General features: G+C 44.3%; 9 protein-coding genes and 9 tRNA genes. 13 read left to right on the forward strand and 5 right to left on the reverse strand.

The window, feature by feature from the left end; genetic code table 11:
- Positions 1 to 408: 408 nt before the first annotated feature.
- The 5 genes from phhA to maiA all read left to right on the forward strand — a co-directional run bounded on the left by phhA (position 409) and on the right by maiA (position 5,562).
- Complete coding sequence (gene phhA, locus L1D44_RS14395; protein WP_239891689.1) at positions 409 to 1,200, forward strand: phenylalanine 4-monooxygenase; 792 nt, start codon at positions 409 to 411, stop codon at positions 1,198 to 1,200.
- Between the two features lie 65 nt (positions 1,201 to 1,265).
- A complete protein-coding gene (locus L1D44_RS14400; protein ID WP_239891691.1) occupies positions 1,266 to 1,604 on the forward strand; it encodes a 4a-hydroxytetrahydrobiopterin dehydratase in 339 nt (112 codons plus the stop codon).
- A 380-nt stretch (positions 1,605 to 1,984) separates the two neighbouring features.
- Positions 1,985 to 3,526: a transcriptional regulator TyrR gene (tyrR, locus tag L1D44_RS14405; protein ID WP_239891693.1), complete on the forward strand. Its 1,542-nt coding sequence runs from the start codon at positions 1,985 to 1,987 to the stop codon at positions 3,524 to 3,526.
- A gap of 285 nt (positions 3,527 to 3,811) precedes the next feature.
- Positions 3,812 to 4,798, forward strand: coding sequence for a fumarylacetoacetate hydrolase family protein (locus L1D44_RS14410; RefSeq protein WP_239891695.1), 987 nt, complete (start codon positions 3,812 to 3,814; stop codon positions 4,796 to 4,798).
- A 113-nt stretch (positions 4,799 to 4,911) separates the two neighbouring features.
- A complete protein-coding gene (maiA, locus tag L1D44_RS14415) occupies positions 4,912 to 5,562 on the forward strand; it encodes a maleylacetoacetate isomerase (protein WP_239891697.1) in 651 nt (216 codons plus the stop codon).
- A 101-nt stretch (positions 5,563 to 5,663) separates the two neighbouring features.
- Here the strand turns inward: maiA and L1D44_RS14420 are convergent, their stop codons facing one another.
- Entirely contained in the window at positions 5,664 to 6,545 is an 882-nt protein-coding gene (locus L1D44_RS14420; RefSeq protein ID WP_239891699.1) for a LysR family transcriptional regulator, read from the reverse strand.
- Between the two features lie 210 nt (positions 6,546 to 6,755).
- On the opposite strand from L1D44_RS14420, the gene L1D44_RS14425 reads away from it, so the two are divergent.
- Positions 6,756 to 7,985 (forward strand): MFS transporter, encoded by a 1,230-nt coding sequence (locus L1D44_RS14425; RefSeq protein ID WP_239891701.1) that lies wholly within the window; start codon positions 6,756 to 6,758, stop codon positions 7,983 to 7,985.
- 96 nt (positions 7,986 to 8,081) lie between these two features.
- On the opposite strand, the gene L1D44_RS14430 is transcribed toward L1D44_RS14425, so the two are convergent.
- The 4 genes from L1D44_RS14430 to L1D44_RS14445 all read right to left on the reverse strand — a co-directional run bounded on the left by L1D44_RS14430 (position 8,082) and on the right by L1D44_RS14445 (position 8,740).
- The gene (locus L1D44_RS14430; RefSeq protein ID WP_239891703.1) at positions 8,082 to 8,309 is read right to left on the reverse strand and encodes a hypothetical protein; all 228 of its coding nucleotides are present in this window, start codon (positions 8,307 to 8,309) and stop codon (positions 8,082 to 8,084) included.
- Positions 8,310 to 8,437: 128 nt separating this feature from the next.
- Positions 8,438 to 8,513, reverse strand: a tRNA-Val gene (locus L1D44_RS14435).
- A gap of 37 nt (positions 8,514 to 8,550) precedes the next feature.
- Positions 8,551 to 8,626, reverse strand: a tRNA-Val gene (locus L1D44_RS14440).
- Positions 8,627 to 8,664: 38 nt separating this feature from the next.
- Positions 8,665 to 8,740: transfer RNA gene (locus L1D44_RS14445), tRNA-Val, on the reverse strand.
- 643 nt (positions 8,741 to 9,383) lie between these two features.
- On the opposite strand from L1D44_RS14445, the gene gltX reads away from it, so the two are divergent.
- The 7 genes from gltX to L1D44_RS14480 all read left to right on the forward strand — a co-directional run bounded on the left by gltX (position 9,384) and on the right by L1D44_RS14480 (position 11,831).
- Positions 9,384 to 10,793: a glutamate--tRNA ligase gene (gene gltX / locus L1D44_RS14450; RefSeq protein ID WP_239891705.1), complete on the forward strand. Its 1,410-nt coding sequence runs from the start codon at positions 9,384 to 9,386 to the stop codon at positions 10,791 to 10,793.
- A gap of 104 nt (positions 10,794 to 10,897) precedes the next feature.
- Positions 10,898 to 10,973: transfer RNA gene (locus tag L1D44_RS14455), tRNA-Ala, on the forward strand.
- Positions 10,974 to 11,055: 82 nt separating this feature from the next.
- A tRNA-Glu gene (locus tag L1D44_RS14460) sits at positions 11,056 to 11,131 on the forward strand.
- 78 nt (positions 11,132 to 11,209) lie between these two features.
- Positions 11,210 to 11,285, forward strand: a tRNA-Glu gene (locus L1D44_RS14465).
- 162 nt (positions 11,286 to 11,447) lie between these two features.
- Positions 11,448 to 11,523 (forward strand) — tRNA-Glu (locus L1D44_RS14470).
- A 78-nt stretch (positions 11,524 to 11,601) separates the two neighbouring features.
- Positions 11,602 to 11,677, forward strand: a tRNA-Glu gene (locus tag L1D44_RS14475).
- A gap of 78 nt (positions 11,678 to 11,755) precedes the next feature.
- Positions 11,756 to 11,831: transfer RNA gene (locus L1D44_RS14480), tRNA-Glu, on the forward strand.
- The last annotated feature ends 88 nt before the right edge of the window (positions 11,832 to 11,919 follow it).

Raw genomic sequence — 11,919 nt, forward strand, 5'->3', positions numbered from 1 at the left:
AGCTGTATATTAAATTTATTTATTACTTTATGTTCAACCTTGGCTGTTTTATAGGCTAAGTGTCTGAGAAAAAACAGCAGAGCAGACTTCATCTGATAGAGGCAATCCTATCAATGAATCGTGAATGCCCGAGTTTAAGAGTTGCTTCTTGTGCCTTCTGAGTTTAAATGTCAATTTTTATATACGGGAGTAATGTCTACAGCTAGATAGTTTTAGGGGATGAATATATTCGATGTGTAAAATTATTGTTACATAGAGTTGAGGTTTGAGAGCGAAGAATAAACTGTGATCGGGTTAACAAATTTGCAGCTTTAGTTAAGTATGAAGTAAGCACTCTATCATCCACTAGCCGAGTACTACATAAAGCGATTTGCTTTAGCTAGTGGCTAGTAACATGAGTAAACAACTATGAGCAAACAGCAAAAATATACAGCGCGCTTACCAGATGTGAATGGGTATATTGATTACCCTCAAACCGAACATGAAATTTGGTCTGAGCTATATCAAAGACAGAGCGTTAATCTGCCGGGACGAGCCTGTAAAGAATACCTAGAGGGGTTAGATAAACTTGATCTCGCCAAAGGTAGGATCCCGCAGCTAGCGGAAATTGACAATGTATTACAGCGAGCGACAGGTTGGAAAACGGCGGCGGTTCCAGCGCTTATCTCATTTGGTAAGTTCTTTGAGCTTTTGGCAAATAAATCCTTTCCCGTGGCGACCTTTATCCGTAGCCGTGAGGAGCTTGATTACCTGCAAGAACCAGATATTTTCCACGAGGTCTTTGGACATTGCCCACTGCTCACTAACCCCTCTTTTGCCCATTTCTCTCATCAGTACGGGCAATTAGGGCTTGCAGCGAGTAAAGAGGAGCGTATTTTTTTAGCTCGGCTTTATTGGTTTACGGTCGAGTTTGGTTTACTGCGTTCTAAAAGTGATGAGCTGCGGATCTACGGAGGAGGGATTTTAAGCTCTCCAGGTGAGACCATATATGTTATGGGAGATCAGCCTGAGATCAGACCGTTTGACTTAGTCGATGTACTACGCACGCCCTATCGAATTGATATTATGCAGCCAATCTATTACGCCATCGAGAATGTCTGTGATTTGGGGATGATAGCCGAGATGGACATTATGGCTGCGGTAAAAAAAGCGCAAAGCTTGGGATTATTTAAACCGACATTCCCTGCTAAGGCGGGTTAAGTAAAGATTAAGCTTTAAGTATTGAATGTTGAATAAGAAAATAATGAATTGTTTGAGGAACAGAAATGACTGAATTAGCGCAAATGAAATGTGAAGCCTGCCAAGCAGATGCACCGAAAGTCACAGATGAGGAGCTCGCACAATTGATCGCAAAAATCCCTGATTGGGGGGTTGAGGTTCGCGACGGTATTATGCAATTAGAGCGTGTTTATAAGTTCAAGAATTTTAAGTTGGCAATGGCGTTTACCAATAAGTTGGCTGATTTAGCTGAAGCCGATTTTCATCACCCTGGCATTTTGACTGAGTGGGGGAAGGTTACGGTTACTTGGTGGTCTCACTCGATAAAGGGTTTACATAAGAATGATTTCATCATGGCGGCCAAGACAGATGCGCTGCTAGATTAAAAGCTTGCGCTAAAAGAAAAGCTGCTAGGCTCTAGCTGATGCGTCCATCGCAAGCCAAACCGTCAGCGATTCTTGTTGTTGCAGCCCCTTGTTATTTTGTGTTTTCACTGATAAACGGGGTTGCTCGCTTTTCGTGTCTACGCTGCGCCTTAGCTGCGAAGTGTTTGAGGAGCCAGAGCCGAGAGCTTCTTGGCTATTTCGTATAGAATGTTACAAATCCACTGTAAACAAGTCTTGCCACCGCAGCGATAAACTTCTAACGTATAGGCGATTACAGAAGTGCATGTTGCTATAAGCCTGCTTCACAGACCGAGCTTATTCACTTCTGGTAAGTAGTGTTATCCCAATAACGAGTATTTAAAAAAGGGAACTGCAATAGTATGCGCTTGGAAGTCAGCTGTTTGGACCGTGTCGGTCTTGCGAAAGATATCTTATTGATCATGGAAGACTATGGGATCAACTTGTTTGCGATTGATGCAAGTAATCAAGGTTTTCTTTATCTACAATTTGCCGAAGTCAGTTTTGATACACTCAGTGAGTTATTGCCGCTAATTCGAAAAGTCGAAGGCGTACATGATGTGCGTACCGTATCCTTCATGCCGTCAGAGCAGGAGCACTACGCCTTAAAAACCCTATTAAAAACCTTACCTGATTCGGTGTTTTCTATCGATGTCAAAGGGCGGATCCGTATCGTTAATGAATCGGCCTTGCATACCGTGGGTATGGCTGAGCACGAGGTGATCGATGAGCCGATAAACCATTGGGTTCATGGTTTTAGCTTTAGTCGTTGGTTGAGTGAGTCAACCGTGCTGGCCCAAGCGACACGGGTGAACATAGGTGAAAATGAGTACCTAGCCGAAATGTTGCCCATTTACCTGCCTGATAGCGGCAGTGATACCCCTATTTTAGCTGGTGCCGTGGTATCGCTAAAATCCCCTGCGCGATTAGGTAAGCAGTTTAATGCATTGCAAAACCAATCGAGTGGCTTTGAAAATGTATTGGCAACCAGTGACAAGATGAAGGAGGTGCTGGTTCAAGCACGTCGTATGGCACAGCTTGATGCGCCTTTATTGATCACCGGTGAGACGGGGACTGGTAAAGAGTTGATGTCTCGAGCCTGCCACGATGCCAGTATGCGCCGTGAACACCCTTTCATCGCCATTAACTGTGCTGCTATGCCTGACAGTGCGGCCGAAGAGGAGCTTTTTGGCTTCGTTAGCAATGGCAGTGTCGTTAAGCGTGGCTTTATTGAGGAAGCGAAGGGCGGAACAATCTTTCTCGATGAGATTGCCGAGATGTCAAAGTCGGCTCAGGTTAAGCTATTACGATTCATCCAAGATGGTACTTTTAGGCGAGTAGGCGGTGATGAAGAGATCCGCAGCGATGTGCGGATCATCTGCTCGACTCAGAAGAATCTTGCCGAATTATGCCAAAGTGGCGAGTTTAGAGAAGATCTCTATTACCGCATCCACGTATTGAGCTTTCACGTACCAGCTTTACGTGAGCGCAAAGTCGATATTATTCCGCTTACAGAGATGTTCCTAGAGCATTATAGCCAGCAGCTATCTATACCTATTCGTCGTATATCCGGAGAGTGTAGAGAGCATTTGCTGGGGTATGCATGGCCGGGTAACGTACGCCAACTTAAAAATGCGATCTTTAGGGCGGTATCTATGTGGGATGGAAATGCCGAGCTTACTGTTGAGCAGTTAAAGTTACCTTCTTATGCAGAAGGCTTTGGGTACTTCGACCACCAGTTTGAGGGCAGCCTCGAGCAGGCGATGAAACAGTTTGAAGCGAGCCTTTTACGCAGGCTTTATCCTGCCTATCCGAGTACGCGACAGTTGGCTAAGAAGTTAGGTGTTTCACATACGGCAATTGCTAACAAGCTACGGGAATATAAGATAAACAAACCCAGGTAGGTGTAAAAATAGTTTGCCGTCGACTCATGCTTAGATAGGCTGTGACTGATTAAAAGGAGCGTCATTAGCCTATTAATTGAAGGTTGTATCAATAAGTTTACATTGGTGGGGTTAAAGTGGTTAACTGTGATTTTGTTCACACTATTCCACTGGGTAGCGAGTTGATGTCATTCTATGACCCAGTCTCGAATGATGACCAATATTTCGATTTTGGTAAAAACTCGCTGCTAACGCAAAAGAACAAAGCACGTATCGCAGCCAAGCCACAATTTATTAGGAGTGAGGATGAAGTTAGCAAGTTATGATAATGGACGCCGTGACGGTCAACTAATGTTGGTTAGCAAAGATTTGACCAAGGCTGTTGCCGTACCTGCTATTGCTCATACGATGCAGCAACTGCTGGATGCGTGGGAGTTGCTGAACCCACAGTTAGTAGAGCTGTATGATGCTTTAAACAAGGGGATGATGGATAACGCGGTAGACTTTGATGAGTCTAAGTGTTTGTCGCCGCTACCACGCGCATATCAATGGGCCGATGGTAGTGCCTACGTCAACCATGTTGAGTTAGTGCGTAAGGCCCGTGGTGCCCAGATGCCAGAAACATTCTGGACAGATCCGCTGGTATACCAGGGAGGCTCAGACTGTTTTATCGCGCCTAAGGCTGATATCCCGCTAGCAAGCGAAGAGTGGGGCATCGATTTTGAGTCTGAAATTGCAGTGATCACCGATGATGTCCCCATGGGCGTATCCGTTGAAAATGCCGAGCAACATATTAAGTTGCTGATGCTAGTGAATGACGTATCGCTAAGAAACCTTATTCCGGGTGAGCTTGCAAAAGGATTTGGCTTCTTCCAATCAAAACCATCGAGTAGCTTTTCACCTGTGGCGGTGACTCCTGATGAACTAGAAGATAAGTGGCAGGACTCTAAGATTCATCTGCCGTTAATTACTCATCTTAATAGTGAGCTATTTGGTCGTCCTAATGCGGGTGTGGATATGACATTCAACTTTAGCCAACTGGTGTCTCATGTAGCTAAAACCCGTCCTATTGGCGCGGGAGCGATTATCGGTTCTGGTACTATCTCAAACTATGATCGCAGCGCAGGCTCTAGCTGTCTTGCCGAGACTCGTATGCTTGAAACCATAGCTGAGGGTAAGCCAACGACCTCATTCATGGGCTTTGGTGATCGGGTTCGTATTGAAATGCTCGATGAAAACAACAACAGCATCTTTGGTTCGATTGACCAGCAAGTCGTGGAGTATAAGGTCTAGTACCTTGTTGATTATAGAGCTGATAAGGCTAATTCTTAGGAGTTAGCCTTTTTTATAAATAGGCTACCTAGTTGTAATGGATATACCGATTTTTAAATAAGGACGGTACTCAGATGAAACTATACGGTTACTGGCGCTCAAGTGCCGCTTATCGCGTACGTATCGCGATGAATCTAAAGTCACTCGTTGCAGAGCAGGTCTCAGTACATCTGGTTAAAGATGGTGGTGAGCAGCATAAGGACGAATACCAACGGATAAACGCTCAAGAGTTAGTGCCCAGTCTTATTATTGAAGATAATGGTCAGCAGCGCGTGTTAACTCAATCACTCGCTATTATTGAATATCTTGATGAGGTTTATCCAGAGGTTGCACTTCTGCCTAGCTTGCCGCTCGATAAGTCTGTTGTGCGCGCAATGGCGCTAACGGTGGCTTGTGAAATTCACCCGCTTAATAACCTTAAAGTATTGCAATATTTGGCTAGTGAGCTAGATATTGCCGATGAAAGCAAAACGGCTTGGTATCATCATTGGGTTAAAGAGGGCTTTGGCGCATTAGAAAAGCAACTAGCGCGACATAGCGGGATTTTCTGCTTTGGTGATAGCCCAAGCCTAGCCGACATCTGTTTAGTGCCTCAGGTATATAACGCCAAACGCTTTAAGGTCGACATGAGTCCATACCCGAATATTGAGCGTATAAACGCACACTGCTTGACTCTGCAAGCATTCATAGATGCAGTTCCAGAAAACCAATTGGACGCAAGTTAACTGCTATATGCTCGTTAATGCTTAAGTGTTGCTAGCAGTTTTGCGAGAAATTTGCAGAACGGATTGCCTCATATCGAGCGTAATAACGAGCATTGGTATAGTTAACGGTTTTGCATGAGGAACTCAACGAATGCCTTGTCAGCTTGACTGATAGGGCGTTGCTTTTTCCAGGCGATATGCAAGTCTAAAAATATAGGCGGGCAGAAGGGTTTAGCGCAGATGTTATCGTGTTTCTCTATCACCATCTCTAGTACGCTGGTTATTCCATATTCTTGTGCTACCACCTGTTTAATGAGGTTAATCAGATTTGTTTCAAATGCAATATTCGCTTTAAGTCCCAATTGCTCGGCCTGTTCGAGCATCCAATCACGATGAAAATATCCAGGCTTAAAGAATACCAGTTCATGTTGGAAAAACGCTTCTAGCGTTACCGCTTCGGATTTAGCAAGTGGGTGCTCTTTACCAACAGCAACTACCATCTGTTCTTGTAGTAGCAGGTGACTGTCAAATTCATCGGTGAGATCGTTGGCGGTAATAATAGCGATATCGACATCTTCATTTTGCAGCATTCTGAGTGTATCGCGGGTTCCACCTTCGAACAGAGATAACTTTAGCTGTGAATGCTGGTGGCGAAACGCCATTAAACGACTAGGAAGATAGTATGAGCCGAGCATGCCCGGCACAGCGACCCTGACTTCGCCCATTGTGAGATTCGCCATCGATTTGATATGTGCTTCAGCTTGCGCCATTTTCTTGATGATCAACTTGGCATGTTGGTGCAGGGCGTTACCTTCGGCCGTCAGCGAAATTGATTTACTGCTTTTGTTCGGGCCTCTATCAACTAGCGTGACACCAAGCTCCTGCTCGAGTCGCTTAATGCTCTGGCTCAATGCTGGCTGGGCCATATTGAGTTGCTCGGCAGCTTTAGTGAAACTACCTGCTGTAATCAATGCATCTAAATACTTTAACTGCCTAATATCCATGTGGACTCTTTCTATTTTTTAATCGACGCTCACTCTTTGTTTAGCGCCTTTTCCTGTATTGGTTCAGTATTAATGTTGGGCCGTTGATAAGGTTTCTACTTTAAAGTTGCTATAACAAAAATCAATAACTTTTGCATTTTTTAGTTGTTATTCTTATGTGTTAGCCATTGGTATGCTATCGAGTAATTAAACATTTTGAGTTAGTTATCCATGAATACCCTCAGTCCACAGAGGCAAGATGCTAGCGAGATCCGCCTTATCATCAGCTTATCTCTCGCTTCTATGGTTATTTTTATCAATTTATATTTAGTCCAAGGCATGTTGCCACTGATTGCGGACTCATTTTCCGTAACTAAGAGTCATGCAACGTTATTGTTGTCGGTAACCAGTTTTACCATGGCGTTTTCACTGTTGTTGTTTGCAGTACTTTCCGATCGTGTTGGCCGTAAAAAACCTATCCTTATTAGTCTGTATCTCTTAGTTGTACTCGATTTTTGCGCCTTGTTCATTACTGAGTTTAATCAATTGATCTTACTGAGAATGCTGCAGGGAGCACTGCTTGCTTCTGTTCCTGCAATGGCGATGGCCTATTTTAAAGATGAGTTAGGTAGCAATGCGCTGTTAAAAGCTGGGGCAATTTATATTGCCGCCAATAGTGTTGGTGGCATAGTTGGGCGTTTGCTAGGTGGGGGGATGGCACAGTATCTAGACTGGCAACAGGCGATGGCTTTATTAACCGCTGTTTCTTTGAGTGGTACGCTTATTGTGAGTTATCTTTTGCCTAAGAGTCACTTCGTTAAGCCTGAAATTGAATTAGGCCGATGGCCGCTAAAGCGCTCAGACTTTAATGGTTTTTGCCACCATTTAGCCGACCCTAAGCTACGGCTTATATACCTTGTCGGTGGACTTGCCTTCATGGTGATGGTAAACCAATTTAGCTATATTCAGCTTCACTTGATGGATAGCCCGTTTAAGCTAGGGCGATTTGAAGTGACACTTATTTTCCTTTGCTACCTGAGTGGAACCTATGCCTCTTATTGTTCGGCTAAATGGGTTGCTGGACTTGGGCTAAAGCGAGTCTTTATCTATTCTGTGCTAGCGCTATTTTCAGGGAGTCTACTCACTCTGTTCGATAGTTTAGGGGCGATCTTTGTAGGATTTTTGATCTCGGCCTTTGGTTTCTTCTTAATTCACAGTAGTTGTAATGCATGGGTTGCTTATCGTGCAAAGGAACACAGAGCAAAAGCGACGGCGCTTTATCTATGTAGCTATTACCTTGGTGCAGCAATAGGTGGCCCCTATTTATTGCCATTTTGGTTGTTATGGGGGTGGCAAGGCGTGGTGTTGGGATCGGTGCTAGGCTTAGCGGTACTGAGCGTGGTGGTATTTAAACTGATCCAGCCTAAGTCTGCTTGTGGTCCGTTAGTGATGGAGTCATAGCTAAATTTGGCAAGAGGGGAAGGGCGCGAGCCTTATTGTTTGTCAGTATGTGATTGGTCGTTTGTGATTAAGGCTATAACGGCTGCTGATTCCCCTCTATTTGTTAGGGTTTATCTGCTCCATCACGTGATCGCTAGGTAACAGCTCAAGATGACCATTTTCGTCGAAATACCAACCGGTAATAAAACCTTTTTGGCGCATTTGGACGAGGTTTTTCATAACTGATTTTGCTTCCACAAGTGCGGTGTCTTGATCGTATTGGTAGGTCAGTTTTAAATAGGCCGCAATACTTGCTAATGAAGCTGATTGACTGACATCTGCCATAAGGTTTGTCCAACTAAAGGTGATTCTAAAAGAATAGTAGAGAACGTTCTTGAGTGACAAAGATACGGTGGAATTAATTTAAGATGTTTTATAAGAAGGAAGTTCTAAAAAAGAGGCAAACTAGAGAATGGTGGTCGATACTGGGCTCGAACCAGTGACCCCCTCCTTGTAAGGGAGGTGCTCTCCCAGCTGAGCTAATCGACCTGGGATTTCATAATGTTTTAATTCTYTATGAAAAGAATGGTGGTCGATACTGGGCTCGAACCAGTGACCCCCTCCTTGTAAGGGAGGTGCTCTCCCAGCTGAGCTAATCGACCTGGGATTTACAYAATGWTTTAATTCTYTATRAAAAGAATGGTGGTCGATACTGGGCTCGAACCAGTGACCCCCTCCTTGTAAGGGAGGTGCTCTCCCAGCTGAGCTAATCGACCTCGCTGTGTGGGGCCGTATTATAGGGAGGAACGATCTACTGTCAACGCTTTTTTTAGATAAAATAAAGACTACGGTTCAATTTTGCGCGTGTTGATGCATAGTTAATCAGAGCTGCGCTATTAATGCAAAAAATGATTAAAAATTAGCTTGAAAATATACGCGGACTCTAGCGCTATATCGGCTCACTTTATAAGGGTACTTCTTAAGGGCACTTCTTTTTATGGTGCTTTTCTTCGAGTCTATCTGTTTTTTACACTTTCATATCGGCAGCGAAGCTGTTTTAGTTTGCTTTGATCGTCTCCACATTAGGAACGCTAATTTATAAGTAATGCTAATGAGGGGAGCTCTATGCTCTAGAGTGCAGCACTTCAATGTGCATCACTATCTGTATCCATTGTTGTCATCTACTAACATTTCTATATAGAGGTGCTAGTGTTTCTTGCTCCTTTTTCCAAAGAGGGGGGCGATAAGCCCGCTTTTACACTTGAAGAGATTCAAAACAGAAGAAAGACAGATTTTCCCCACAAAATTTGCCATATAGTAGTAGATCTATTTTCCCTAGCCCTTTTGGCTGTTAGAATATGCGCCACATTCATTAGTACAGTCTATTATTTAGACTTTCTACATAGGTCAATGTCCATTATGACAGTTAAGACGCGTTTTGCTCCAAGCCCTACGGGCTTTTTGCACGTTGGTGGTGCTCGTACAGCACTTTATTCATGGTTATATGCACGCGCAAACCAAGGTGAGTTTGTTCTACGTATTGAAGATACCGATCTTGAACGTTCAACTCCTGAAGCATGCGCTGCAATTTTAGAAGGTATGGAATGGCTTAACCTGAATTGGGATGAAGGTCCTTACTATCAAACCAAGCGTTTTGACCGTTACAACGAAATCATTGCACAGATGCTAGAGCAGGGGACTGCTTATAAGTGTTACTGTAGCCGTGAGCGTATTGAAGCGATGCGTGAAGAGCAAGCTGCGAATGGTGAGCAACAAAAGTATGATGGTTGCTGCCGCGATAAAGCACCACGTGATACTGATGAGCCATTTGTTGTGCGTTTCAAAAACCCAACTGAAGGTAGTGTAGTATTCGATGATCACGTACGTGGCCGTATCGAATTTGCCAACAGTACATTAGATGATCTTATCATTGCTCGTACTGAAGGCACGCCTACTTATAACTTCTGTGTAGTAGTTGACGATTGGGATATGGGAATTACCTGTGTTGTTCGTGGCGAAGACCATATCAACAATACACCACGTCAGATCAACATCCTTAAAGCATTAGGTGCACCAGTACCTGAATATGCACACGTATCGATGATCTTAGGTGATGATGGCGCTAAGCTATCTAAGCGTCATGGCGCTGTTGGTGTTATGCAATACCGTGATGATGGTTATTTACCTGAAGCACTACTTAACTATCTAGTTCGTTTAGGTTGGTCTCATGGTGATCAAGAAGTGTTCTCTATCGATGAGATGAAGCAATTCTTTAGCCTTGATGATATCAACAAAGCAGCTTCTGCTTTTAATACCGAAAAACTGCTTTGGTTAAACCAGCACTATATTAAAGAATCTGATCCAGAATATGTCGCTTCTCACCTTGAGTGGCACATGGCTGATCAAAACATTGATATAAGCAATGGTCCAAAACTGTCTGAAGTGGTTTCTGCATTGTCTGAGCGTGCTAAGACACTAAAAGAACTTGCTGCATCTAGCCGTTACTTCTTTGAAGATTTCGAAGATTTTGACGAAACAGCTGCTAAAAAGCACCTAAGAGGTGTTGCACTTGAGCCATTACAGTTATTCCAAACTAAATTAGCTGGTCTAAATGAGTGGACTTTAGAAGCAATTCATCAAGCAATCGAAGATACTGCTGCTGAATTAGAAGTAGGAATGGGTAAAGTCGGTATGCCATTACGCGTAGCTGTAACTGGTGCTGGTATGTCTCCTGCTGTAGATTTAACCATATTCTTGGTTGGGAAGGCTCGTACAGAGCAAAGAATCTCCAAAGCGATTGAATTTGTAGCAAATAGAATAAATTCCTAAAAAACGGGTTGACTCTTTTGGGTGCGCTGCATAGAATGCGCCACGCAGTTGAGACACAGGCAACGAATAGTTCGCGGTGCACTCAAAAGTGATTTAGTTAGTGAGGGGCCTTAGCTCAGCTGGGAGAGCGCAACACTGGCAGTGTTGAGGTCAGCGGTTCGATCCCGCTAGGCTCCACCATCTAACTAATTAAAGCGTTAAACCTTAGCCTACAGGGTTTAATGAGTATTCACTCCCTTACGGAGTCTAAACGTAAGTCCGGGTCCCCTTCGTCTAGAGGCCTAGGACACCGCCCTTTCACGGCGGTAACAGGGGTTCGAATCCCCTAGGGGATACCACTATTTACAAAGCGTTGAGTTTTAGCCTACAGAACTCAATGAGTATTCACTCTTTGGTAGAGTATAACGCCAGTCCGGGTCCCCTTCGTCTAGAGGCCTAGGACACCGCCCTTTCACGGCGGTAACAGGGGTTCGAATCCCCTAGGGGATACCACTATTTACAAAGCGTTGAGTTTTAGCCTACAGAACTCAATGAGTATTCACTCTTTGGTAGAGTATAACGCCAGTCCGGGTCCCCTTCGNTATAAAGCGTTGAGTTTTAGCCTACAGAACTCAATGAGTATTCACTCTTTGGTAGAGTATAACGCCAGTCCGGGTCCCCTTCGTCTAGAGGCCTAGGACACCGCCCTTTCACGGCGGTAACAGGGGTTCGAATCCCCTAGGGGATACCACTATTTACAAAGCGTTGAGTTTTAGCCTACAGAACTCAATGAGTATTCACTCTTTGGTAGAGTATAACGCCAGTCCGGGTCCCCTTCGTCTAGAGGCCTAGGACACCGCCCTTTCACGGCGGTAACAGGGGTTCGAATCCCCTAGGGGATACCACTATTTATAAAGCGTTGAGTTTTAGCCTACAGAACTCAATGAGTATTCACTCTTTGGTAGAGTATAACGCCAGTCCGGGTCCCCTTCGTCTAGAGGCCTAGGACACCGCCCTTTCACGGCGGTAACAGGGGTTCGAATCCCCTAGGGGATACCACTATTTACAAAGCGTTGAGTTTTAGCCTACAGAACTCAATGAGTATTCACTCTTTGGTAGAGTATAACGCCAGTCCGGGTCCCCTTCG

Source organism: Shewanella sp. Isolate13 (genome assembly GCF_022398325.1).
Lineage (GTDB): Bacteria > Pseudomonadota > Gammaproteobacteria > Enterobacterales > Shewanellaceae > Shewanella.